20 protein-coding genes are annotated in these 23,510 nt (G+C 71.4%); 12 read left to right on the forward strand and 8 right to left on the reverse strand.

Annotated elements, in window-relative coordinates; translation table 11 throughout:
- Positions 1-42: 42 nt before the first annotated feature.
- A complete protein-coding gene (locus tag ACTU3I_RS10830) occupies positions 43-852 on the forward strand; it encodes a DUF1206 domain-containing protein (RefSeq protein ID WP_442925697.1) in 810 nt (269 codons plus the stop codon).
- A 48-nt stretch (positions 853-900) separates the two neighbouring features.
- Here the strand turns inward: ACTU3I_RS10830 and ACTU3I_RS10835 are convergent, their stop codons facing one another.
- The 3 genes from ACTU3I_RS10835 to ispG form a co-directional block, all read right to left on the reverse strand.
- Positions 901-2,655 (reverse strand): proline--tRNA ligase, encoded by a 1,755-nt coding sequence (locus tag ACTU3I_RS10835; protein WP_442925698.1) that lies wholly within the window; start codon positions 2,653-2,655, stop codon positions 901-903.
- A 425-nt stretch (positions 2,656-3,080) separates the two neighbouring features.
- On the reverse strand, positions 3,081-4,265 hold the full coding sequence (locus ACTU3I_RS10840; RefSeq protein WP_442925699.1) for a benzoate/H(+) symporter BenE family transporter: 1,185 nt from the start codon (positions 4,263-4,265) through the stop codon (positions 3,081-3,083).
- A 112-nt stretch (positions 4,266-4,377) separates the two neighbouring features.
- Positions 4,378-5,508: a flavodoxin-dependent (E)-4-hydroxy-3-methylbut-2-enyl-diphosphate synthase gene (gene ispG, locus ACTU3I_RS10845; protein ID WP_442926396.1), complete on the reverse strand. Its 1,131-nt coding sequence runs from the start codon at positions 5,506-5,508 to the stop codon at positions 4,378-4,380.
- 198 nt (positions 5,509-5,706) lie between these two features.
- Between ispG and ACTU3I_RS10850 the strand changes: the two genes are divergently transcribed.
- Positions 5,707-7,626 (forward strand): anthranilate synthase family protein, encoded by a 1,920-nt coding sequence (locus ACTU3I_RS10850; protein ID WP_442925700.1) that lies wholly within the window; start codon positions 5,707-5,709, stop codon positions 7,624-7,626.
- A 26-nt stretch (positions 7,627-7,652) separates the two neighbouring features.
- On the opposite strand, the gene ACTU3I_RS10855 is transcribed toward ACTU3I_RS10850, so the two are convergent.
- Positions 7,653-8,993 (reverse strand): M50 family metallopeptidase, encoded by a 1,341-nt coding sequence (locus ACTU3I_RS10855; protein WP_442925701.1) that lies wholly within the window; start codon positions 8,991-8,993, stop codon positions 7,653-7,655.
- Between the two features lie 71 nt (positions 8,994-9,064).
- Here ACTU3I_RS10855 and ACTU3I_RS10860 point away from each other — a divergent pair, with 71 nt between their 5' ends.
- From ACTU3I_RS10860 to ACTU3I_RS10870, 3 genes are all read left to right on the forward strand, one after another.
- Positions 9,065-9,664, forward strand: a complete 600-nt coding sequence (locus tag ACTU3I_RS10860; RefSeq protein WP_442925702.1) for a hypothetical protein — start codon at positions 9,065-9,067, stop codon at positions 9,662-9,664.
- Positions 9,665-9,765: 101 nt separating this feature from the next.
- Positions 9,766-10,503, forward strand: a complete 738-nt coding sequence (locus ACTU3I_RS10865) for a DUF1775 domain-containing protein (protein WP_442925703.1) — start codon at positions 9,766-9,768, stop codon at positions 10,501-10,503.
- 79 nt (positions 10,504-10,582) lie between these two features.
- The gene (locus tag ACTU3I_RS10870) at positions 10,583-12,247 is read left to right on the forward strand and encodes a Mur ligase family protein (RefSeq protein ID WP_442925704.1); all 1,665 of its coding nucleotides are present in this window, start codon (positions 10,583-10,585) and stop codon (positions 12,245-12,247) included.
- 83 nt (positions 12,248-12,330) lie between these two features.
- Here ACTU3I_RS10870 and dxr read toward each other — a convergent pair whose 3' ends face one another.
- Together dxr and ACTU3I_RS10880 are read right to left on the reverse strand one after the other, a co-directional pair.
- Positions 12,331-13,416: a 1-deoxy-D-xylulose-5-phosphate reductoisomerase gene (gene dxr / locus ACTU3I_RS10875; RefSeq protein WP_442925705.1), complete on the reverse strand. Its 1,086-nt coding sequence runs from the start codon at positions 13,414-13,416 to the stop codon at positions 12,331-12,333.
- A 29-nt stretch (positions 13,417-13,445) separates the two neighbouring features.
- Entirely contained in the window at positions 13,446-14,390 is a 945-nt protein-coding gene (locus ACTU3I_RS10880) for an FKBP-type peptidyl-prolyl cis-trans isomerase (protein WP_442925706.1), read from the reverse strand.
- 160 nt (positions 14,391-14,550) lie between these two features.
- On the opposite strand from ACTU3I_RS10880, the gene ACTU3I_RS10885 reads away from it, so the two are divergent.
- The 4 genes from ACTU3I_RS10885 to dhaM all read left to right on the forward strand — a co-directional run bounded on the left by ACTU3I_RS10885 (position 14,551) and on the right by dhaM (position 17,714).
- Positions 14,551-15,279 (forward strand): lysophospholipid acyltransferase family protein, encoded by a 729-nt coding sequence (locus ACTU3I_RS10885; RefSeq protein WP_442926397.1) that lies wholly within the window; start codon positions 14,551-14,553, stop codon positions 15,277-15,279.
- A gap of 77 nt (positions 15,280-15,356) precedes the next feature.
- Positions 15,357-16,349: a dihydroxyacetone kinase subunit DhaK gene (gene dhaK, locus ACTU3I_RS10890; RefSeq protein ID WP_442925707.1), complete on the forward strand. Its 993-nt coding sequence runs from the start codon at positions 15,357-15,359 to the stop codon at positions 16,347-16,349.
- A 7-nt stretch (positions 16,350-16,356) separates the two neighbouring features.
- Positions 16,357-16,992: a dihydroxyacetone kinase subunit DhaL gene (dhaL, locus tag ACTU3I_RS10895; protein ID WP_442925708.1), complete on the forward strand. Its 636-nt coding sequence runs from the start codon at positions 16,357-16,359 to the stop codon at positions 16,990-16,992.
- Positions 16,989-17,714 carry a dihydroxyacetone kinase phosphoryl donor subunit DhaM gene (gene dhaM / locus ACTU3I_RS10900; RefSeq protein WP_442925709.1) on the forward strand — a complete coding sequence of 242 codons (726 nt, stop codon included), beginning with the start codon at positions 16,989-16,991 and terminating at the stop codon, positions 17,712-17,714. The genes dhaL and dhaM overlap by 4 nt, the downstream gene beginning before the upstream one ends.
- Before the next feature lies 1 nt (position 17,715).
- On the opposite strand, the gene ACTU3I_RS10905 is transcribed toward dhaM, so the two are convergent.
- Positions 17,716-18,684: a sugar-binding transcriptional regulator gene (locus ACTU3I_RS10905; RefSeq protein WP_442925710.1), complete on the reverse strand. Its 969-nt coding sequence runs from the start codon at positions 18,682-18,684 to the stop codon at positions 17,716-17,718.
- A gap of 107 nt (positions 18,685-18,791) precedes the next feature.
- Here ACTU3I_RS10905 and ACTU3I_RS10910 point away from each other — a divergent pair, with 107 nt between their 5' ends.
- From ACTU3I_RS10910 to glpK, 3 genes are all read left to right on the forward strand, one after another.
- Positions 18,792-20,516, forward strand: a complete 1,725-nt coding sequence (locus tag ACTU3I_RS10910) for a glycerol-3-phosphate dehydrogenase/oxidase (protein ID WP_442925711.1) — start codon at positions 18,792-18,794, stop codon at positions 20,514-20,516.
- An 86-nt stretch (positions 20,517-20,602) separates the two neighbouring features.
- Positions 20,603-21,367: an MIP/aquaporin family protein gene (locus ACTU3I_RS10915; protein WP_442925712.1), complete on the forward strand. Its 765-nt coding sequence runs from the start codon at positions 20,603-20,605 to the stop codon at positions 21,365-21,367.
- 54 nt (positions 21,368-21,421) lie between these two features.
- The gene (gene glpK / locus ACTU3I_RS10920; RefSeq protein ID WP_442925713.1) at positions 21,422-22,936 is read left to right on the forward strand and encodes a glycerol kinase GlpK; all 1,515 of its coding nucleotides are present in this window, start codon (positions 21,422-21,424) and stop codon (positions 22,934-22,936) included.
- A gap of 71 nt (positions 22,937-23,007) precedes the next feature.
- Here the strand turns inward: glpK and ACTU3I_RS10925 are convergent, their stop codons facing one another.
- Positions 23,008-23,478, reverse strand: a complete 471-nt coding sequence (locus ACTU3I_RS10925; RefSeq protein ID WP_442925714.1) for an OsmC family protein — start codon at positions 23,476-23,478, stop codon at positions 23,008-23,010.
- Between the last annotated feature and the right edge of the window lie 32 nt (positions 23,479-23,510).

Raw genomic sequence — 23,510 nt, forward strand, 5'->3', positions numbered from 1 at the left:
CCCTCGCGTTCGGACGCCGCCGCCGGCCGGTAGGGTTCCGGCATGGCCGACGAGGTACGTTCCGTCGCACGCAGCGCGGAGCACAGTCCGCTCCTGCGGGCGCTCGCTCGCGCGGGGTACGTCGCCAACGCGCTGGTGCACGCTCTCGTGGGAGTCGTCATCCTGGTGGCCTCGCTCGGAGGCGGGGGCGAGGCCGATCAGACGGGCGCCTTCCGGGCGGTCGCGGCGGCGCCGTGGGGCTTCGTCTTGCTGTGGGCGATCGCGATCGGTCTTCTCGCCCTGGCGCTGTGGCATGTGGCAGCGGCCATCGGGGCCCGGCGGGCGGACCGCGCGAAGAGGCTCGGGATCCTGGTGGCGGAGATCGGCCAGGCGAGCGCGTTCGCGGTGATCGGCGTGGTGGCCGCTGCCGTGGCGATCGGCGCACGTCCCAGCGCCGAGCAGACCGCCGAAGACGCCAGCCGCGGCATCCTCACCGTGCCGGGCGGGGCGGTCCTCCTCGGCGCCGCCGGAATCGGTGTGGCCGTCGCTGGCATCGTCTTCGTCGTGATGGGCGTGCGGCGCTCGTTCCGCAACAAGGTCGACTTCCCCGAGAGCGGATGGGGCCACGCGCTCAGCGCGGTGGGCGTGGTCGGATTCGTGGCCAAGGGCGTGGCCCTCGGCATCATCGGGGTGCTGCTGGTGATCGCCGCCGTCCGGGTCGACCCCGACACCGCCGGCGGTCTGGACGGCGCGGTGGAGGCGCTGCTGCGCCTCCCCTACGGTCCGCTGCTCGGCGCCGCTGTCGGCGTGGGATTCCTTTTCTACGCCGTCTTCACGGTCTTCCGGGCGCGGTTCGCCCGGCTGCGCATCTGACCTGCCGCGACCGCACCGAGGCGCGGGGAACGGCGGATACCGCGGACGTCAGGCGGTGAGGCGGGCGACCGCCTCGGCGACGGGGACGGTCTCCCGCTCCCCCGTGCGGCGGTCCCACAGCTCGACCTGACCGTCCGCCGCCGCGCGGCCGACGATGACGATCTGCGGGACCCCGACGAGCTCGGCGTCGCCGAACTTCACCCCGGGCGAAACCTTGGGACGGTCGTCGTACAGCACGTCGCGTCCCCCCGCCTCGAGGTCGGCGGCGAGGCGCTCCGCCAGCTCGTAGGCCACCGCATCCTTGCCGGTCGCCACGACGTGCACGTCGAAGGGCGCGACGGAGGCGGGCCAGATCAGACCCTTCTCGTCGTTGTTCAGCTCGGCGAGAATCGCGAGGATGCGGGTCACGCCGATGCCGTAGGAGCCCATGGTGACCGTCACCAGCTTGCCGTTCTCGTCGAGCACCTTCAGTCCGAGGGTCTCGGCGAAGAAGCGACCGAGCTGGAACACGTGGCCGATCTCCATGCCGCGGGCAAGCTCCACCGGGCCGGAACCGTCGGGGGCCGGGTCGCCGGCGCGGACGCTGGCGACCTCCACGAAACCGTCGGACGTGAAGTCGCGGCCGGCGACGAGAGAGTGCACGTGCTTCTGATCGACGTTGGCTCCCGTGATCCACGACGTGCCGTCGACGACCCGGGGGTCGAGGAGGTAGCGGATGTCGGTGGCCGAGTCCTCGCCGAGCACCGGTCCCGTCGGCGACCACGGACCGATGTACCCCTTCACCAGGAACGGGTGCCGTTCGAAGTCCGCCTCGGTCGCGGGTTCGACCTCGGCGGGCGCGAAGGCCACCTCGACGCGCTTGTCGTCGACATCGCGGTCGCCCGGGATCCCGACGATCACGAGCTCGCGGGTGCCGTCGATGTGGGTGAGCGCGAGCACGACGTTCTTGAGGGTGTCGGCGGCGGTGTACTCCCCCTCGAGCACGGCGTTGGCGTGGTCGACGAGGGTCTGGATGGTCGGGGTGTTCGGCGAGTCGAAGATCACCGGCTCGGGGAGCCCGTCGAATCCGATCGCCTCGGGGACCACCGTGGTGAAGGCCTCGACGTTCGCCGCGTACCCGCCGCCGGAGCGGACGAAGGTGTCTTCGCCGACCGTGATCGGGTGCAGGAACTCCTCCGACTTCGCGCCCCCCATGAGGCCGTTGTCGGCGTTGACGATGACGTACTCCAGGCCGAGGCGGGTGAAGATGCGCTCGTACGCGTCGCGCTGCGCCTGGTACGAGGCATCCAGCCCTTCGTCGGTGTAGTCGAAGGAGTACGCGTCCTTCATGGTGAACTCGCGCCCGCGCAGGAGGCCCGCGCGCGGCCGCGCCTCGTCGCGGTACTTGTCCTGGATCTGGTAGATCGTCAGCGGCAGGTCCTTGTACGACGAGTAGAGGTCCTTCACGAGAAGGGTGAACATCTCCTCGTGCGTCGGGGCGAGGAGATAGTCGGCGCCCTTGCGGTCCTGCAGCCGGAAGATCCCGTCGCCGTACGACTCCCAGCGCCCCGACTCCTCATACGGCTCCCGCGGCAGCAGCGCCGGGAAGTGCACCTCGAAGGCGCCGGCGTTCGCCATCTCCTCGCGGATGATGGCCTCGATCTTCGCCTTGACCTTCAGCCCCAGCGGCAGCCACGCGAAGATCCCCGGGGCGTTGCGCCGGATGTAGCCGGCGCGCACCAGCAGCCGGTGACTCGTGACCTCGGCATCGGCCGGGTCTTCGCGGAGGGTGCGGAGGAAGAAGGTGGAGAGACGTGTGACCACGAGCGTCAAGTCTAGGCGCGCGGCTGCCGCCCCTCAGCGCGCCGCCCGTCGGGGGCACGCGGCCCCCGCACCTCGCGAGGGGTCGCGTCCGGCGATTCCGGTGCACCCCATGCCGCATCCCAGGACCCTTCGCGGAGGTGGGTGGGTCACGCGTGCCCGATCGGGGGCGCGGAGGAACGATGCCACGACCCGCCGACCCGATCCCCCACAAGCTCCCCGCCCGCGGGCAGCGTGTGGACGACGCCGAGGGCGGCGTCGTTCCCGGTGAAGTGGAAGGTGCGCGCGCGCCCATTCCTCGAGACCGTCGCGGTGCTCGCCGCGGCCGCGGGTAAGGAGGGTGTCGCCTTCCGCGCGAGGGGTCGCGACACGCGGCTGCCGGCGCATCACAAACCGCCGTTTGCGACCCCTCGCGAGGGGCGCGATGGTCAGCGGCGACCCGTGTGAAGAAGGGTCCGGACGACGAGCCCTGCCACGAGCGCCCAGAAGGCGGCGCTGACCCCCGCGACGGCGATACCGGATGCCGCGACGAGAAAGGTCACGACCGCCGGCAGGCGCTCCCCCGGGTCGTCGATCGCCTGCTGCACGGCCGAACCGAAGGCGGCGAACAGCGCCACGCCCGCCACGGCCGGGATGACCGCCTCCGGCGCGACCACGACGAGCCCGACGAGCACCGCGGACAGCCCGCCGAGGACGATCGCCGACACGCCGGTCGACACGCCGGCCACCCAGCGCCGCTTCGGATCGGGGTCGGCGTCGGGTGCCGCGGCCAGCGCCGCGCTGATCGCGGCGAGATTGATGACGTGGCCGCCGGCGGGCGCCCCGATGGCGGAGCCGAGGCCCGTCACGAGCATCGACGCGCGCCATGGCACGGTGTAGCCGAAGCTGCGCATGATCGCGACGCCCGGGACGTTCTGCGACGCCATCGTGACGAGGAACAGCGGCAGCGCGAGGCCCACGATCGAGCCGAGCGTGAAGGTCGGCATGGTCAGCTCGATCCGCGGCACCAGCGCCGCGGGGTCGAGTCCGCCGCCGCGAACCGCCACGTGCACTCCGACGATCACGGCCGCCACGGCGAAGGCGACCGGCGCCGCCCATCGCGGCGCGAGGCGCATGCAGACGAGCCACGCGAGCAGGATCGGCGCGACCTCCCAGGGATTGGCGACCAGCCCCCCGATCGGCGCGAGACACAGGGGCAACAGCACTCCGGCGAGCATCGCCTGCGCGATCGACGGCGGGATGCGCGCGATGAGCCGGCCGAGCTGCGGCCACGCGGCGGTCAGCAGAATGAGCGCTGCCGTGACGAGGAACGCGCCGACGGCGGCGGGCCAGCCGCCCTCCACCGCGCCGGTGGCGGCGAGTACCGCGGCGCCGGGGGTCGACCACGCGACGGTGATCGGCATCCGGTATCGCCACGCCAGCGCGATGGATGCCACGCCCATCGTCACGCACAGCGCGAGCAGGCCGCTCGCCGCCTGGCCCGGGGTCGCGCCCACGGCATCCAGCGCCGTCAGCACGACCGCGAAGGTGCTGGTCACCCCGACGAGCGCCGTGACGATGCCGGCGACGATCGGCCGCGAGAGCGGCGCGGGAGGGAGCGGGGTGTCGGTCATGAGATTCCCGACGGTAGCGGATGCCCCGCATCGCCCCGGGATGCCACCGGCGAACGCGTGGCCATGCCCTCGCTGCACGCGACACGGCCGCCGCGTCGCAGGGGCCCCCGGGTCAGGCGGTGACGACCTGGGCGGTGCCGAGGGGGGCACCGGGGCCCATCTCGGCGGCGATGCGGTTCGCCTCTTCGATGAGCGTCGCCACGATCTCGGCCTCGGGCACGGTCTTGATGACCTGGCCCTTGACGAAGATCTGGCCCTTGCCGTTGCCGGAAGCCACGCCGAGGTCGGCCTCGCGAGCCTCGCCCGGGCCGTTCACGACGCAGCCCATGACGGCCACGCGCAGCGGCACGGTCATGTCCTTCAGTCCCTCGGTGACGTTGTCGGCGAGCGAGTAGACATCGACCTGCGCGCGCCCGCACGACGGGCACGACACGATCTCGAGCTTTCGTTCCCGCAGGTTGAGGGACTGCAGGATCTGGTGTCCGACCTTGACCTCTTCGGCCGGCGGCGCCGACAGCGACACCCGGATGGTGTCGCCGATGCCCTCCGACAGCAGGATGCCGAACGCCGTGGCGCTCTTGATCGTCCCCTGGAACGCCGGGCCGGCCTCGGTGACGCCGAGGTGGAGCGGCCAGTCGCCGCGCTCGGCGAGCAGCCGGTAGGCCTTCACCATGATGACGGGGTCATTGTGCTTGACCGAGATCTTGAAGTCATGGAAGTCGTGCTCTTCGAACAGCGAGGCCTCCCACACCGCGCTCTCCATGAGCGCCTCGGGGGTGGCTTTGCCGTACTTCTCCAGAAGACGCCTGTCGAGCGATCCGGCGTTGACGCCGATACGCAGCGACACCCCGGCCGCCTTCGCGGCAGCGGCGATCTCGCCCACCTTGTCGTCGAACTGCCGGATGTTGCCGGGGTTGACCCGCACGGCGGCGCAACCGGCGTCGATCGCCTGGAAGACGTACTTCGGCTGGAAGTGGATGTCGGCGATCACCGGGATCTGGCTCTTCGCCGCGATGATGTGGAGCACGTCCGCGTCATCCTGGGAGGGCACGGCGACGCGCACGATCTCGCACCCGGATGCGGTGAGCTCGGCGATCTGCTGCAGCGTCGCGTTGATGTTCGTGGTCGGCGTCGTCGTCATCGACTGGACGCTGACCGGGGCGTCGCCACCGACCAGGACCTTGCCGACTCGGATCTGCCGGCTCTTCCGCCGCGGGGCGAGGACTTCGGGGATCTTGGGCATCCCGATGTTCACAGCTGGCACGTCTGTCAGCCTACGCCGCCCGCCTGCGAGGAGGCTCGATACACCGATGTGGTAGGTTCGCCGCATGTCCGCGAACCGCACCTGGTGGCTCACCGTTTAGGCGGTGTGTTCGCGCGCGACAGACCGCCCTCGGGGCGGTCTTCTTCGTTGGGCCGCCCCCTTCGACGAAAGACCGACATGACCCGCCCCGACCCTGCCGCCCTCCTCCGTGAGCTCTCCGCCGGCGATGCGCCGTTCGCGCTGCTGGCCCGCGATGCCGACACCGTCGAGGTGCTCACCGGACGCACCGTGGACGTGGCGCTCCTGGCCGACATCCCGCTCACCGATGAGACCGGCCGTCCGCGTGAGGTCCTGGCGCTGGTGCCCTATCGACAGGTGCGCGAGCGCGGCTTCGTCAGCCACGACGACGGCGCACCGCTTCGCTGCCTCGTGGTCCAGGAGCATCACACTCTCCCGCGCGCAGAGGTCATGGCAGCCCTGCCCACGGCGCCGATCCCGCTCCAGGACGCCGGTTTCGACATCCCCGACGAGGTCTACGCCGACACCGTCCGGACGGTGATCGCGGACGAGATCGGCGGCGGCGAGGGCGCGAACTTCGTCATCCGCCGCGACTTCGTCGCCGGCGTCGATGCCGATCCGCGGCTGGCCGCACTGACGTGGTTCCGCGCGCTCCTCGAGCATGAACGAGGGGCTTACTGGACGTTCACGATCGTCACCGACGGGCATGTCGCCGTCGGCGCCAGCCCCGAAGCGCACGTCAGCGCGGCGAGCGCCGAGTCGGAGCATCCGGGCTTCAGCACCGTGACGATGAACCCGATCTCGGGCACCTTCCGTCACCCCGCCGGCGGCGCGACCGCCGCGACCCTCACCGAGTTCCTCCGCTCCACGAAGGAGACCGAGGAGCTCTTCATGGTCGTGGACGAGGAGCTGAAGATGATGTCGGCGGTGTGCTCCGACGGCGGGCGCATCACGGGGCCTCATCTGAAGGAGATGTCGCGCCTGACCCACACCGAGTACATGCTCCGGGGTCGCAGCCGCCTCGACCCTCGCGACATCCTCCGCGAGACGATGTTCGCGCCGACCGTCACCGGCTCCCCCATGCAGAACGCGTGCGTGGTGATCGCGCGTCACGAGACCACCCCGCGGGGCTACTACTCGGGCGTGGCAGCCCTCTTCACCCCCACCGCCGCCGGCACGCACGACCTCGATGCGCCGATCCTCATCCGCACGGCCTACCTCATGGACGGCCGCCTGCGGGTTCCCGTCGGCGCGACGCTGGTGCGCCACTCCGATCCGTACGGCGAGGTGAGCGAGACCCACGGGAAGGCGGCCGGCGTGCTCGGCGCGATCGGCGCCATCCCGCGCGAGATCCCCGCCTCCCCGGCCGAGGACCCGGATGCGCCGGGTGCCGCGCCGCGCGCCCTTGCCGACGACCCCGCCATCGCCGAGCTGCTCGCCTCGCGCAACACGCGCCTGGCGGCCTTCTGGATGCAGCCGCAGGACGTGACGGGCGAGGGCCCCTTCGCCGGACGCGACGCCCTCGTGGTCGACGCCGAGGACCGCTTCACCACGATGCTCGCCCACCAGTTGCGCCACCTCGGGTTCGCCGTCACCATCGCGCCGTGGTCGGAGGTCACCGACGCCCAGCTGGAGAACGCCGGCCTCGTCGTGTCGGGTCCTGGCCCGGGCGACCCGCGCGATCCGTCGAGCCCCCGGATGCAGCGCATGCGGGAGGTCGTCGCGCTGCGCCGCGCGTCGGGGCAGCCGCTCCTCGCGGTATGCCTCAGCCACCAGATCCTCGCCGACTCCCTCGGCATCGACCTCGCGCCGTTGGCGCGCCCGCATCAGGGGCTCCAGCTGAGCGTGGACGTCTTCGGGGAGCCCGCCTCGATCGGGTTCTACAACACCTTCACCGCGCGCCTCCCGGTCGGATCGACCGGGGTGGCCGGCGCGGAGGTCGCCGCCGATCCGGTCTCCGGTGACGTGTACGCCCTTCGCGGCGCGGGCTTCGCCTCGGTGCAGGGCCACCTGGAGTCGATCCTGTCACGCGACGGCATGCGCACGCTGGAGCGGCTCGTCGGCCACGCTCTCGGCTGAGGCTGAGGCTGAGGCTGAGGCCCGGCTCAGAGGATCGAGATCGGGTTGAACAGGTCGGCGAGGATCAGGATCCCGCCCATACCGATCAGCAGAACCACGACGACGAAGGTCACGGGGACCAGACGGGTGGCGTCCACCGGCCGCGCCACCCGGCCGCGCAGTCGCGCCCACCAGCGCTTGACCCCGTCCCACAGCGCCACCACGACGTGTCCGCCGTCCAGCGGCAGGAGCGGGATGAGGTTGAACACGAACAGCGCGATGTTCAGGGAGGCCAGCAGCGCGAGGAGGCTCGCGATGCGGTCGAGCACCGGAGCGTCGGTCGCCGCCACTTCGCCGGCCAGCCGCCCGGCGCCGACGACGCTGAGGGGCCCGTTGGGATCGCGCTCCTGCCCGGTGAACAGATCCACCGCCGTGTCCCACACGCGCACCGGAAGCTGAGCCATGATGCCGACGACGGCGCCGACGTTCTCGACAGCGGCCTGCGGGCCGGCCCAGATCGGCTGCGGCACGTTCGACACCTGCGCGCCGACGCCCACGAATCCCACTTCTTGCAGAATCGGCTCGCCGTCCTCGCCGACGACCGCGCGACCGTCGTCCCCGACAACGGCGCGCGTCGTCGCCACCGGGGTGAGCCGGATGCTGCGCTCTTCGCCGTCGCGGGTGAGCACGACGGGGATCGGGTCGGAGGGGTGCGCCTGGATGATCTCCGAGGCCTCCGCGAACGTCGAGACCGGCGTGCCGTCCACGGACACCAGGACATCGCCGGGAAGGATGCCGGCCTCGGCGGCGGGGGCTGTCGGATCGGAGGGGGCGCATTCGTCCCGCCCGGCGTCGGCGGGGATCACACACTCGCTCACGGAGGCGATGGTGGTGGTCGCGGTGGCCACGCCGATGCCGCTGAAGAGCACGGCGAAGAGCACCACGGCGAGCACGAGGTTCATCAGCGGCCCGCCGAGCATGATGATCACGCGCTTCCACACCGGCAGGCGGTAGAAGACGCGGGTGTCGTCGTCGCCCTCGAGGGTTTCGTCGTTGGCGGCGCGGGCGTCTTGCACCATGGTCGCGAAGAATCCGCCGCCGGCTCGGCCCGGGCGCTCGCCCGCCGCCACCGCGGCGCGCTCCTTCGGGGACGGCGGATACATGCCGGCCATCGAGATGTACCCGCCCACCGGCAGCGCCTTGACCCCGTACTCGGTCTCGCCGACGCGGCGCGACCACAGCGTCGGGCCGAAGCCGATCATGTACTGGCCGACACGCACCCCGAAGAGCTTGGCGGGGGCCAGGTGCCCGATCTCGTGCAGCGCGATGGAGATGGCGAGCCCGATCACGAGCACGACGACGCCCACGACGAACAGGAGAACGGTCACGGCGATCACGCTACCGCCGGGAGCCTTTGAGTTGGCCGTGGGGCGGCTCCGGACTGGCCTAGCCTGAGGGGGTGAGCACGCGGTCGACCCGGGCGGTGCGCGGAGCGGCCTTCGCCGCGGTCGCGACGGTCACCGCGGCGACCGCGCACACGCTGGCCGGCGGTGGTGCGCCCTCGCCGCTGTTCTGCGCGGTCCTGGCATGCCTGTTGCTCCCCGTGACGACGATCCTCGCCGGACGGCGGATCGCGCTGTGGCGGACGGCCCTCACCATCGGTGTCGCGCAGGCGATCTTCCACACCGTCTTCGCCGTGACCGGTGACCTGGGGACATGGCAGGCGACGGGCGGCCACGTTCATTCCGCGCCGGCGTGGATCCCGCACGCGGCCGCGCTCCTTCCGACCGCGGGCGCCCCGATGATCGCGGCGCACGCCGTCGCCGCCGTGCTCACCATCGCGGTCGTCGCTCGCGGGGAGCGGGTCGTCCGTGCCGTCGCGGCGTGGCTCCCGCGCGTCCTCGGACGCATCGGCGGGACTCCCGACGTCCCCGAGAGCGGGCCGGCAGGGGTCGCTGTCCTCCGCACGCCCGCGATCCGGCGCCTCCGCCCGCTCACCGGCACGGTGGCGCGACGCGGGCCACCGTCGATCCCCTCGCCGCTCGCGCCCGCATTCTGAGCGGGCGCCGCTCGGCGATGCCTGCCGAGCATCCGCCCGCATCTGCGCGGGCCCCGGTCGCGCGCCCGCGCGCCGCAGCATCCGTTCGAAAGAGATCGACAATGTCACCCACCCGTCCCTCCCCTCGTCCCTCCCGCGCCCGCCGGCGCGCGCGCGTCCTGCTGGGCGCGGCCGCCGGCCTCACGCTGGCGGTGGGCGCCCCTCTGGCCGCTTCGGCGCACATCCACGTCACCCCGTCATCGGCGGCCGCCGACTCGCCGACCACGCTCACTTTCGCGTTCAGCCACGGATGCGAGGACTCCCCCACCACCGGCATCGTCGTCGACATCCCCGACGGCGTCACCAACGTGGTGCCCGTCGCGGCAGGTGGCTGGACGATCGAGCGCACCCTGGCCGACAACGGCACCGTCACCGCTGTCGCCTTCACGGCCGAGACCCCCGTCGAATCGGGCCTCAAGGGCGAAGTCGCGCTCGACGTGCGCTTCGACGCTGCCCTCGCCGAGACCGATGTCGCCTTTCCGGTGACCCAGGAGTGCGTCACCGGCTCCACCGCCTGGACGCAGATCGCCGCCGAGGGCGAGGACGAGCCGGAATCGCCGGCGCCCGTCGTGTCGGTGGGTGCCGTCGCCCCCGAGGGCGACCATCACTCCGGCGGCGACGCCTCCACCACCGGTCATGAAGGTGGGCACGCCGACGACGCCGAGGCGTCTCCGACCGGCTCGGCCGACACCGCCGGCGGTACGGACGTGGCCGCGTTGTGGCTCGGCGGCGGCGGTCTCGCCCTCGGAGCAGCCGCCCTCGTGGTGGCGCTCGCTGCCCTTCGCCGGCGCCGTGTGTGACGCGTGCGCCGCGACCGTTCCCCGCGGTCGCGGCGCGCGCCGGTGCACGGACCCGCGCGGATGAGAGGATGGTTCGGCCATGCCGACTGACGCCGCCCCCTCGCTCCCGCCCGTGCTCCGTCCGGAGCGGCCGCCGCAGCGGCTCCTGACGGATCTGGTCGCCCGGTTCGCCACGCGCGTCGTCGGTGCTCCCGAGGGCGTGGTCCTCACCGGCATCACCCTCGCCACGGCCGACCTCCGCGCCGGCGAGGCCTTCGTCGCCATCCGCGGGGCGCTTCGCCACGGCGCCGAGTTCGCGCGGTCGGCGGCCGACGCCGGCGCCGCAGCGGTCATCACCGACGAGGCGGGCGCCCACCTCGCCGCCGACGCCGGGATCCCGATCATCGTCGTGGACGACCCCCGCGCGCTCCTGGGCGAGCTGTCGGCGTGGGTCTACGGCACCGGGCCCGACGACGACCTCCCGCTCCTGTTCGGCACGACGGGCACGAACGGCAAGACGAGCGTCTCTCATCTCCTCGAGGGGATCCTCGGGCAGCTCGGTGTCGTGACGGGTCTGTCGTCGACGGCCGAGCGGCACATCGCGGGGCAGGTGATCGTCTCACGGCTGACCACGCCCGAGGCGTCAGAGTTCCACGCGCTCCTCGCCCTCATGCGCGAGCGCGGCGTCGAAGCCGTCGCGGTGGAGGTGAGCGCGCAGGCGCTCAGCCGCCACCGCGTCGACGGACTGCTGTTCGACGTGGCCGCCTTCACCAATCTCAGTCACGATCATCTCGACGACTACGCCGACATGACCGAGTACTTCGAGGCCAAGCTGCCGCTGTTCCTGCCCGATCGGTCGCGTCGCGCCGTGGTGTCGCTGGATTCGGCGTCCGGTGCCGACGTCGTCGCCCGCGCACAGGTGCCGGTGGTGACCGTGGCCACCCCCGTCATCGCCGCCGACCCCGCCGCCGCCGCCGAGGCCGACTGGGTCGTCGAGATCCGCCACGAACGTCAGGACGGCACGGAGTTCACGCTGTCCGGTCCCGGCGGGCGGAGCCTCACGACCGTCGTCCCGGTCATCGGCCGGCACATGGCGTCGAACGCGGGCCTCGCCATCGTCATGCTGCTCGACGCCGGGTACGCGTGGGAGCGCCTCGCCTCGGCGCTGGACGGCGGGCGGATCGACGCCTATCTCCCCGGCCGCACGCAGCGAGTCTCCGGCGAGCGGGGTCCGGCCGTGTACGTCGACTTCGGCCACTCCCCCGACGCCTTCGAGAAGACCCTCGCGGCCGTCCGACGGGTGACGCCGGGACGCGTGCTCATGCTGTTCGGCGCCGACGGCGACCGCGACGCCACGAAGCGGCACGACATGGGCCGCACCGCCGTGGAGGGAAGCGACATCCTCGTCGTGACCGACCACCACCCGCGGTTCGAGGACCCCGATTCCATCCGCGCCACCCTCCTCGAGGGGGCCCGTCGCGCCCAGCCCGACGCGGAGATCCACGAATACTCGCCGCCCGAGCGTGCGATCGCCGAGGCCGTCGCCCTCGTCGGCGAGGGGGACGCCATCCTGTGGGCGGGCCCAGGACACCAGGACTACCGCGACATCCGCGGACGCCGCACGCCGTACTCCGCACGCGAGCTCGCCCGTCGAGCCCTCCGCGCGGCGGGGTGGCCCGTGCCCGAGCCGCAGTGGCCGGTGCCGTACCCCGAAGACGCCACTCCGTCATCGGATCCGCAGCGTCCGTTCGACTCGCCGCTCTGATCCGCGAGGGTGCATGCTCTCGCCGAAGCGGCACCGTAGCTCGCGCACTTTCGGCGAGGCGATGAACTCTCGGGGAGCGGGACTCAGGATGCGGCGGCGATGACCCGATCGGCGTCGCGGCGCGCATCCGCCTCCGCCGCCGCGAGGGACTCGCGCGTGAGCGCCGCGGGAGGGTCGTGCGCCTCGACGACCCGGGCGACGGTGTCGACGATGCCGAGGAAGGGCAGCCGCCCCTCGTGGAACGCATCGACGGCCTGTTCGTTGGCAGCGTTGAACACCGCGGGGTAGGTACCCCCCTGCCGTCCGACCTGCTTGGCGAGGGCGACGGCGGGAAACGCCGTGTCGTCGAGGGGCTCGAAGGTCCACGCGGATGCGACGGTCCAATCCAGCGGGCGGCCCACTCCGGGCACGCGACGCGGCCAGTCCAGGCCCAGCGAGATCGGCAGGCGCATGTCCGGCGGCGACGCCTGGGCGAGCGTTGACCCGTCGACGAACTCGACCATGGAGTGGACGATCGACTGCGGATGGACGACGACGTCGATGCGGTCGTAAGGGATGTCGAAGAGAAGATGCGCTTCGATCACCTCGAGGCCCTTGTTCACGAGGGTGGCCGAGTTCGTCGTGACCACCCGGCCCATGTCCCACGTCGGATGAGCGAGGGCATCCTCCGGCGTCACGTCGGCGAGCCGACTCCGCGACCGGCCGCGGAAGGGTCCGCCCGACGCCGTCAGCACGAGCCGGCGCACCTCCTCGTGCTCCCCCGCGCGCAGCGCCTGGGCGAGCGCGGAGTGCTCGGAGTCGACGGGGACGATCTGCCCGGGGCGGGCGAGGGAGGTCACCAGCTCACCCCCGACGATCAGGGATTCCTTGTTGGCCAGCGCCAGGGTGCGCCCGGCCTCCAGCGCGGCGAGGGTCGGGCCCAGTCCGACCGAGCCGGTGATGCCGTTGAGCACCACATCGGCCTCGACGTCTCGGACGAGCCGCTCGGCCTCGGCTGCGCCGACGGCGGTGTGCTCGACCCCGAACTGCGCCGCCTGCGCGCGCAGCGTCTCCCGGTCGTGACCGACGGCGAGGCCCACGACGGCGAAGCGGTCGCGGTGAGCGGCGACGACGTCCAGGGCCTGCGTGCCGATCGAGCCGGTGGACCCCAGAATCACGACGCGGCGCATCCGGTCAGCCTATCCGCCGGCGCCCGGGATCACTGGGCGGCGGGATGCTGCGTCGCGAGGATGTCCACGACGAAGACGAGGGTCGACCCGGCCGGGATCGCGCCCTGCGCCGTGTCGCCGTAGCCGGCTGCGGGGGGCACGACGACGAGCACCTGCGAGCCGACCGTCTGGCCCTCCAGCGCCTGCTGGAATCCGGGGACGACCTCGTTCGTGACGAAGCTGGCCGGGGCGCCGCGGCTCCAGCTGGAGTCGAACTCCGTGCCGTCGTCCCACAGCACGCCGCGGTACTGCACGAGCACCTTGTCGCCGGGGAGCACCTCCGGGCCATCGCCGAGCTTGAGAGTCTCCAGTTGCACCTCGGTCGGCGCCTCGGTGTCGGGCACGGTGATCGTGGGCGCGCCGTCGTCGTCGAGCTCGACCGTCGGGAAGCCGTCGACGGGTGCCTGGTCGGTGCCGGAGGCCTGCAGCGGGGTGATGCCCGTGACATCCATCACGTAGACGATCCCGGGCGACGAACCGTCGGTGGACGGCAGCGCCGCGACGACCCGGGTGCCGACCGTCGCACAGCCCAGCGACTGACCGAGGGGGCTTTCCGCGGCGATCTCCTGCGGCAGCAGCTCGCCCTCGGTGTACCCGAGCGCGCCGATCTGCTCGCCCGTGCTCGCGTCGTACGCGCTCAGAGCATAGGAGACGTAGTCCCCCGCGGCGACCTCGTCGCCCGATCCCTCTGTCACGACGGTGCGCTGCGCCTCGGTGATCTCCAGCGGCGCTTCGAACGTCGCCGTCGGTGCGGCTCCCTCGTCGCCCTCGACGGTGACCGCCTCGGAGACGTCGCCCGAAGGAGCGGCTGCAGCGCACAGATCGCCCGCGGTGCCGCTGGGGCTCGCCTCGGGCTGCGAGCCGCCGGCACAGCCGGCCAGCACGACGGTCGCGGCGGCGACGAGGGACAGGGTGACCAGCGGTCGGATGCGCACGGAGGAACCTCTCGAAAGATGGTGGGACTCTCCTATCCTGATGCATCCGCCTTTCAACCGCCTGAGTGCGGGGCCGCGGCCGAGCATGCCCGGGCGAGCATGAACACGGGAGTATCGTCTTCGCGTGACATCCGACGCCGCTCCCCCCGCGGTCGGAGGAGTGGACGCTCCCTCGACGACGAAGACCACCGGCGCCGCGTACGCGTTCGGGCGCGTCATCGTCGCCCCGCTGGCGCGCATGGTCTACCGCCCGCAGATCGAGGGGCGCTCCCTCGTCCCCCGTACCGGACCGGTGATCTTCGCCAGCAACCACCTGTCGTTCATCGACTCGATAGCGATCCCGGTCGCCGCCCCACGGCCGGTGCACTTCCTTGCGAAGGCGAGCTACTTCGACTCCTGGGGTTCGCGTCAGTTCTTCTCCGCTCTCGGCGCGATCCCCGTCGAACGCGGTGCCGGCCAAGCAGCCCTCGACGCCCTCGACCAGCAGCGCCGCATCCTCGAGGACGGCCGCGCGGTCGCCCTGTACCCCGAGGGGACGCGCTCCCTGGACGGCCGGCTGTACAAGGGTCGGACCGGCGTGGCGTTCCTCGCGCTGCAGACCGGGGCACCGGTCGTGCCGGTCGGTCTGGTGGGCACCGACGTCGTCATGCCCGTGGGAGCCCGCTTCCCCACGCTCCGGCAGCGGGTCACCGTGCGATTCGGCGAGCCGCTCGACCTCTCGCGCCATGGCGCGGCGTCCTCCGGCCGGGCGCGGCGCGCGGCGACCGACGAGATCATGGCTGCCATCCACGCACTGTCGGGCCAGGAACTCGCCGGCATCTACAACGAGGTGCCCGCCGCGACCCCCATCGAGCGCATCAGACAGGTGCTCCCGCACGAGCGGCTCTGACCGCCGGCGGGTCCATCCCTTGACAGTCCTGCGGCCCGGGAGGAGATTCTCCCTGAAGTCGCCGTCGAGGAGGACCCATGAAGAAGTTCATCAACGCACCCGCCGACGTCCTGGCAGAGTCGCTGCGCGGCGTGCAGGCCGCCCATCCCGAACTGCGCGTCGACACCGCCAACCGCGTCGTCCTGCGGGGTGAGCCGACGCGCGAGGGCAAGGTCGCCCTCGTCTCCGGGGGAGGCTCCGGCCACGAGCCCATGCACGGCGGGTTCGTGGGGACGGGGATGCTCGACGCCGCCTGCGCGGGCGAGGTCTTCACGTCACCCACGCCCGACCAAATTCTCGCCGCAACGCGCGCGGCCGACAGTGGCGCCGGCGTGCTCCACATCGTGAAGAACTACACCGGCGACGTGCTGAACTTCGAGATGGCGGCGGAGCTCGCCTCCGGCGAGGGCATCCGCGTCGAATCCGTCGTGGTCGCCGACGATGTGGCGGTGCAGGACTCCACCTGGACGGCCGGCCGGCGCGGCGTGGGCACGACCGTCGTGCTGGAGAAGATCGTCGGGGCGGCCGCGGAGGAGGGAGCCGACCTCGACGCCGTCCTCGCCCTCGCCCAGCGCGTGAGAGGGAACGGCCGCTCGATGGGCGTCGCCCTCACCAGTTGCACGGTCCCCGCGGCCGGCAAGCCCACCTTCGACCTGCCCGACGATCAGATGGAGGTCGGGGTGGGCATCCACGGCGAGCCGGGGCGCGAGCGCCGCACGCTCGCCTCCGCGCACGAGATCGCGCGGATGATGGTCGAGCCGATCCTGGCGGACGCCGACGCCACCGGCTCCGCGATCGTGCTGCTGTCGGGGCTCGGCGCGACACCCCTGATCGAGCTCTACCTGTTGTTCGGGGAGATCGCGCCCCTTCTGGCGGAGGCGGGCGTCGACGTGCGCCGGTCGCTGGTGGGCGACTACATCACGAGTCTCGACATGGCTGGCGCGTCACTGACGGTGGTGCGCGCCGACGACGAGATGATCCGGTTGTGGGATGCGCCCGTTGTGACGCCGGGCCTGCGGTGGGGGGCATGAAGCGGCCATGACGGGCGTCACCCCCGCGCAGCTGCGCGATTGGATCTCGCGGTTCGGCGCGCTCATCGATGAGCATCAGGCCGAGCTCACCGAGCTGGACTCCGAGATCGGCGACGCCGACCACGGTGCCAACATGGCCCGTGGCATGCACGCCGTCGTGGCAGCGCTCCAGAGCGATCCCCCCGAGACGCCCGCTGCGCTCGGGCGGAGTGTCGGCATGACGCTGGTCTCGACCGTGGGCGGGGCGAGCGGACCGCTGTACGGGACCTTCTTCCTTCGCCTGGGAACGGCTGCGGGGGATGCGACGACCCTGGATGCCGCCGCCCTGGGGGCGGCGCTGCGCGCCGGCGTGGATGGCATCATCGCCCGTGGCAAGGCCGCCCCGGGCGATAAGACGATGGTGGATGCACTGGTACCGGCCGTCGACGCGTGGGACGCCGCGGCGCCGGGCGGCGACCCCGTGGCAGCGGCGGATGCGGCCGTGGCCGCGGCATCCGCGGGACGGGACGCGACGATCCCGCTCGTGGCGCGCAAGGGCCGGGCAAGCTACCTCGGCGAGCGCAGCGCCGGACACCTCGACCCCGGCGCCGCGTCGGCGACCCTGCTCCTCGAGGCGCTGCGAGACGCGGTCGCCGCGTCATGATCGGCATCGTCGCGGTCTCCCACAGCGCTCCGCTCGCCGCAGCCGCCGTCGAGCTCGCCCTGCAGATGGCAGGCCACGCGCCGCCTCGCGTGGAGATCGCGGCCGGCACGTCCGACGGCGACCTCGGCACGGATGCCGTCGCCATCGCCGCGGCGATCGACCGGGCCGACTCCGGAGACGGCGTGCTGGTCTTCATGGATCTCGGCTCGGCCATCCTCAGCGCGGAGACGGCCCTGGAGTTCGGATCCACCGCGCGAGTGGTCCTCTCGCCGGCACCGTTCGTGGAGGGACTGGTCGCCGGCGTCGTCGGCGCCGCGGCCGGAGCGAGCCTCGACGACGTGGCGGCCGATGTCGGGCGGGCGCTCGAGCTCAAGCGTGCGCAGCTCGGCGACACCGCGCCCCCTCCCTCACGTCGCGAGCGGGACGACTCTTCCGTCGACGGCGGCGAGGCGTCGTTCGAGGCCGTGCTGACGAACCCCTCCGGACTGCACGCCCGCCCGGCGGCCTCCTTCGCACGAACGGCTGCCGACTTCGATGCCGCGGTCCTGGTCGCCGACCTCGACTCTGCTGCTCCCCCCGCGGCCGGGGACAGCGTCCTGGCGCTCATGGCACTGGGCGTCCGCCAGGGGAGCCGCATCCGCGTCACGGCCCGCGGCCGCCAGGCGGCGGAGGCGCGGGACACCCTGCGGGAGATGGTCGAGAGCGGGTTCGGCGAGACGTGAGTCAGCGTGCCGGGGTGACCTCCAGAAGGCGACGGGCCAGCGACTCCTCGACGACCAGCTCGGTGATGATCCCGGCGGCCAGCGCGCCGCGCAGGCTGTCGAGCTTCGACAGGCTCGACACGACGCAGAATCGCGTGGGGATCCGCCGCACCGCCTCGAGATCGGGGCCGCTGGACCGCTCGTTGAGGTCTATGCCGTCGCTGGAGCCGTCGAGGCGGTAGAACACCGTCGCGCAATCCCCCACGACGCCGTTGCGCTCGATCGTTCGACGGTCGGCGTCGTCGAAGTAGTCGCCCGAGTAGACGTGACTCGGGACGTCGGCGTGAGGAGAGCCCAGGCCGAAGACGAACATGCTGACCCGCTCCTGGATCTCCCGCACCGCTCGCACCGACCGCTCGCGCCACATCGCCTGCTTCGTCAGGGGATCGTCGAACAGCGCCGGCACCGGAAATTGGTGCACGGATGCCGACCAGGCGGCACCGAATCGCGACAGGATCTCTCCCGCGTAGGGGATGCCCGACGTCCGCACATTCGCCGCCCCGTTCATCTGCACCACCCGCGAATCATGCGTCCGCGTCGAGGGGAGGTGACGGGCCACCGCCGACAGCGTCGAACCCCACGCGATGCCCACCGTCATCGACGACTCCACGCGCTCGGCCAGGATGCGGGCGGCCGACAGCGCCGTACGCTCGAGCCGCTCGGCCTCGCTGATGCGGTCGGGAGTGGGGACGACGTGCGCGGTGACGCCGAACCGCCGCGCCACGCGGCTCTCGATGCGGCTGCGCGCGTCCTGCGGCGAGTGGATCGAGATCGTCACGAGCCCGCTGTCACGGGCATACGCCAGCAAACGCGACACGGATGACCGCGACACCCGCATCTCGTGGGCGATCGCCGCCATGGTGAGGTCCTGCAGGTAGTACAGCTGGGCGGCGCGTAATGCGTCCTGCGCGCGCGTCGGTGGCGAAGCCATGGTGCGTTCCTCCGTCGGTACCACAGTGTGCACGTTTGTGCATATCCCTTGCAACTCTGTTCAGGGCAGGGGAAGGCTGGAGTCGTCTCCACACGAAAGGTCTCATCGTGACGACGCCGGTCTCCCCCTCCCCCCTCCGCCCCGACGTGCAGACGCTGCGTGAGCGCGGCGAGGTCGACATCCTCATCGTCGGCGGGGGCATCAACGGGATCGCCACGTTCCGCGACCTCGCCCTGCAGGGAATCGACGTGGCGCTCGTCGAGCGCGACGACTTCGTCTCGGGTGCCTCATCGGCTTCGAGCCACATGGTGCACGGCGGCATCCGCTACCTCGAGAACGGCGAGTTCCGCCTCGTGCAGGAGGCGGTCACGGAGCGCAACGATCTGCTGCGCACGGCGCCTCACTACGTGCGGCCGCTGGAGACCACCATCCCGATCTTCAAGACCTTCTCGGGCGTGCTGTCGGCGCCCTTCCGTCTGCTCGTCACCCATGGCCGCGGAAAGCCCCGTGAGCGGGGTGCGCTGCTCATCAAGACCGGCCTCATGATCTACGACACCTTCTCCCGCGGCCGGGGATCCGTTCCGCGGCACCGGTTCCACGGACGGAAGAAGTCGCTCGCGGAGTTTCCCGACATGAACCCCGACGTCAAGTACACCGCGACGTACTACGACGCGTCGATGTGGGACCCCGAGCGTCTCGCGCTGGACGTGCTGCACGACGGGCTCACGATCGGCGGTCCGCGCGCGACCGCCGTCAACTACGTCTCGGCCATCGGGACTGATGCCGGTACCGTGCGGCTGCGCGACGAGGTCAGCGGCGAGGAGTTCCCCCTCCGCGCCAAGGTCGTCGTCAACGCCAGCGGCCCCTGGACCGACCTGACGAACGACGCCTTCGGCATGCCCACGCGCTTCATGGGCGGCACGAAGGGCTCGCACATCGTCCTGGACAACGACGAGCTGCTGGCGGCGACGAAGGGCCGCGAGATCTTCTTCGAGCACTCCGACGGCCGCATCGTGCTGATCTACCCCCTCAAGGGCCGCGTTCTCGTCGGCACGACCGACATCGACGCCGACCCGTCGAAGCCTGTCGTCTGCACGGACGAGGAGATCGACTACTTCTTCGACCTCGTAGCCCAGGTCTACCCCGACATCACTGTCGACCGGTCGCAGATCGTCTACACCTTCGCCGGCATCCGCCCTCTCCCCCGCCACGACGACACTGCCCCCGGCTTCGTCTCCCGCGACTACCGCATCGTCGACGACACCCACGAGGGGACGCCGATCCTCAGCCTCGTCGGCGGGAAATGGACGACGTTCCGCGCCCTCGCCGAGCACCTCAGCACCCGCGCGCTCTCGGTGCTGGGGCGCCCGCACCGCATCAGCACGGCCGGTCGACCGATCGGCGGCGGGCAGGGGTTCCCGCGCACCGACGCCGACCGCGCACGCTGGGTCGCCGAGCACGCCTCCGGGCATCCGCGCGACCTGGTCGAGCGGATGCTGACCCGCTATGGGACGCGCGCCGACGACGTGCTCGCGGCCATCCCCGTCGGTGCCGAGCCGCTCGAGCACACCGGGAGCTACTACCGCGAAGAGCTCGCGCACCTCGCGCGCACCGAGCGCGTGGTCCACCTCCTCGACGTGCTGCTGCGCCGTACGTCGATCGCGTTCGTGGGGGGAATGACGAACCAGACCCTGACGGAGGTCGCCGACGCCATCGCCGAGCCGCTCGGCTGGGATGACGACCGCCGCGACAGCGAGATCGTCCGCGCCGTCGAAGCCCTCCGCCTCGCCCACCGCGTCGAGTTCGAGGAGGTCGGCACCGCGAACCCGTGACATGCGCCGGCGCGAGTCAGCCGGCCCCCTCGCCAAGATGCCGCTCGACGTCGAGCGGCCCCTCCGCTTGAAAGGTCAATGTCGACATGCAAGATGAAATCAATCTCGGGTGGTATTTCCTGTCCGAGGTGGTCGGGACCGGTGTCCTGATCCTCCTCGGCACCGGCGTGGTCGCCAACGTCGCGCTCGCGAAGACGAAGGGCAACGGCGGCGGCTTCCTCATGGTGACGTGGGGCTGGGGCCTCGGCGTCTTCGCCGGCGTCGTCGTCGCGGCGTACTCGGGCGCGCAGCTGAACCCCGCTGTCTCGCTGGGCCTCCTCGTGCACCGGGACATCTCGATCATCGAGTTCCTGGTGGCCGTGACCGGTCAGTTCGTCGGCGCCTTCCTGGGCGCGGTGCTGTGCTGGCTGTCCTACAAGCGGCACTTCGACGAGGAAGGCGACCCCGCCGACAAGCTCGGTGTCTTCTCCACCGGTCCGGCGATCCGTTCGTACGGCTGGAACCTCGTCACCGAGATCATCGCGACCTTCGTCCTGGTGTTCGTCATCTTCGGCTTCCGCGACTACGGCGTGGCCGACATCGGCGTCCCCGGCGGACTCGGCGGCCTTGCGGCAGTCCCCGTCGCCCTGCTCGTGGTGGGCATCGGCGCGTCCCTGGGTGGACCCACGGGCTACGCCATCAACCCCGCCCGTGACCTCGGTCCCCGGATCGCCCACGCGATCCTCCCGATCCCCGGCAAGGGCGGCAGCGACTGGTCGTACTCCTGGGTGCCCGTCGTCGGGCCGCTCATCGGAGGCGCGCTGGCCGGCCTCCTCGCGCCGGTGCTCCTGGGGTTCGTGCACCTGAGCTGACCCCCGCATCCGCATCGATCCCCACCCACGCAATCCAGACAAGGAAGTCCACTAATGGCTGATTACGTCCTCGCCATCGACCAGGGCACGACATCGACCCGCGCGATGATCTTCGACAAGAAGGGAAGCGTCGTCTCCGTCGGGCAGAAGGAGCACGAGCAGATCTTCCCCAAGGCCGGTTGGGTCGAGCACGACCCCGCCGAGATCTGGAGGAACACGCAGGAGGTGATCGGCCTGGCCCTCAGTCGCGCCGACATCACCCGCCATGACATCGCCGCGATCGGCATCACCAACCAGCGCGAGACGGCGGTGGTGTGGGACAAGAACACCGGGAAGGCGGTGTACAACGCGATCGTCTGGCAGGACACGCGCACCCAGTCCATCGTCGACCGCCTCGCCGAGGACGGCGGGGTGGAGCGCTTCAAGGACATCGTGGGCCTGCCGCTGGCTACCTACTTCTCCGGAACGAAGATCATGTGGATCCTGGAGAACGTCGAGGGCGCGCGCGAGAAGGCGGAGGCCGGCGACCTGCTGTTCGGCACGACCGACTCGTGGGTGCTCTGGAACCTCACCGGCGGCACCGACGGCGGCGTGCACGCGACGGATGTCACGAACGCGAGCCGAACGCTCTTCATGGACCTCGAGACGCTCCAGTGGCGCGACGACATCCTCGAGGTGTTCGGCGTCCCCCGCTCGATGATGCCCGAGATCCGCTCCTCGTCCGAGGTGTACGGCACGGCGGAGTCGTCGTCGCTACTGCGTGAGACGCCGGTCGCCGGTATCCTGGGCGACCAGCAGGCGGCGACCTTCGGTCAGGCGGCGTACGACCCGGGTGAGAGCAAGAACACCTACGGCACCGGCAACTTCCTCATCTTCAACACCGGCGCGGAGATCGTGCACTCCAAGAACGGTCTGCTGACGACGCTCGGGTACAAGCTGGGCGACGCGCCGGCGCACTACGCGCTGGAGGGCTCGATCGCGGTGACGGGGTCGCTCATCCAGTGGCTGCGGGACCAGCTCGGGATCATCTCCTCGGCCCCCGACGTGGAGCAGCTCGCGAAGTCGGTCGACGACAACGGCGGCGTCTACTTCGTCCCGGCCTTCTCGGGTCTGTTCGCCCCCTACTGGCGACCCGACGCCCGCGGCGCGATCGTCGGCATGACGCGGTATGTCACCAAAGGGCACATCGCCCGTGCGGCACTGGAGGCCACCGCCTTCCAGACGCGCGAGGTGCTCGACGCGGTCAACGCCGACTCGGGTGTCGACCTGGAGGAGCTGAAGGTCGACGGCGGCATGACCGCCAACGACGCGCTCATGCAGTTCCAGGCCGACATCCTCGGCGTGCCCGTCATCCGCCCCGTCGTCGCCGAGACCACGGCGCTCGGGGCGGCCTACGCCGCCGGGCTCGCCGTCGGATTCTGGGAGGGGCTCGACGATCTGCGCGCGAACTGGCAGGAGGACAAGCGCTGGGAGCCGCAGATGGATCCCGACGAGCGCGATCGTCAGCTGCGGCTGTGGAAGAAGGCCGTGACGAAGTCGATGGACTGGGTCGACGACGACGTGAACTGACGCACCACCCCCGCGCCTTGCGTGAATCGGCTGCTATTTCTCGCGAAAAAGCAGCCGATTCACGCAAGTGGTCACGCGGCGACGAGGATCGTCGGCTCGTGACGCACGGGGAAGTTCACGGAGTTGGCGATGAAGCACCACTCGTGCGCGTTCGTGTGGGCCTCGCGCGCGGCGTCGACCATCGACGCATCCGCCACCGTCACGCGGGGGTGCAGCACCACCTCGAGGAAGCGGCCCCCCATACCCTCCACCACCATCGTGCCGATGGCCTCGTCCTCGTACGCGGTGACGACGACCCCGACCTGCACGCACGCGTGGAGATACGACAGCAGGTGGCACTCGACGAGGGCGGCGACCAGCAGATCCTCGGGATCCCACTTCTGCGAATCGCCCCGGAAGGGCTTGTCGGCCGACGCGAGGAGCTCGGGTTTCCCGTCGATGCGGAGAGTGACCGACCGGTCGTAATCGCGGTATCCGCTCGTGCCCGTGCCCCGGTCGCCGGTCCACTGCGCGCGGACCCGGTAGGAATGCTCGCCCGTCATACCGCCAGTCTGGCATCGCCGAGAGGCCCCGA

Source organism: Microbacterium sp. RD1 (assembly GCF_052220165.1).
Taxonomy (GTDB): Bacteria; Actinomycetota; Actinomycetes; order Actinomycetales; family Microbacteriaceae; genus Microbacterium.

Coding starts and splice junctions, on each gene's coding strand:
- ACTU3I_RS10830 (WP_442925697.1), top strand. CDS start 43: ATGGCCGACGAGGTACGTTCCGTCGCACGCAGCGCGGAGCACAGTCCG.
- ACTU3I_RS10840 (WP_442925699.1), bottom strand. CDS start 4,265: ATGACCGACACCCCGCTCCCTCCCGCGCCGCTCTCGCGGCCGATCGTC.
- ispG (WP_442926396.1), bottom strand. CDS start 5,508: ATGCCCAAGATCCCCGAAGTCCTCGCCCCGCGGCGGAAGAGCCGGCAG.
- ACTU3I_RS10850 (WP_442925700.1), top strand. CDS start 5,707: ATGACCCGCCCCGACCCTGCCGCCCTCCTCCGTGAGCTCTCCGCCGGC.
- ACTU3I_RS10865 (WP_442925703.1), top strand. CDS start 9,766: ATGTCACCCACCCGTCCCTCCCCTCGTCCCTCCCGCGCCCGCCGGCGC.
- ACTU3I_RS10870 (WP_442925704.1), top strand. CDS start 10,583: ATGCCGACTGACGCCGCCCCCTCGCTCCCGCCCGTGCTCCGTCCGGAG.
- dxr (WP_442925705.1), bottom strand. CDS start 13,416: ATGCGCCGCGTCGTGATTCTGGGGTCCACCGGCTCGATCGGCACGCAG.
- dhaK (WP_442925707.1), top strand. CDS start 15,357: ATGAAGAAGTTCATCAACGCACCCGCCGACGTCCTGGCAGAGTCGCTG.
- dhaL (WP_442925708.1), top strand. CDS start 16,357: ATGACGGGCGTCACCCCCGCGCAGCTGCGCGATTGGATCTCGCGGTTC.
- dhaM (WP_442925709.1), top strand. CDS start 16,989: ATGATCGGCATCGTCGCGGTCTCCCACAGCGCTCCGCTCGCCGCAGCC.
- ACTU3I_RS10905 (WP_442925710.1), bottom strand. CDS start 18,684: ATGGCTTCGCCACCGACGCGCGCGCAGGACGCATTACGCGCCGCCCAG.
- ACTU3I_RS10915 (WP_442925712.1), top strand. CDS start 20,603: ATGCAAGATGAAATCAATCTCGGGTGGTATTTCCTGTCCGAGGTGGTC.
- glpK (WP_442925713.1), top strand. CDS start 21,422: ATGGCTGATTACGTCCTCGCCATCGACCAGGGCACGACATCGACCCGC.
- ACTU3I_RS10925 (WP_442925714.1), bottom strand. CDS start 23,478: ATGACGGGCGAGCATTCCTACCGGGTCCGCGCGCAGTGGACCGGCGAC.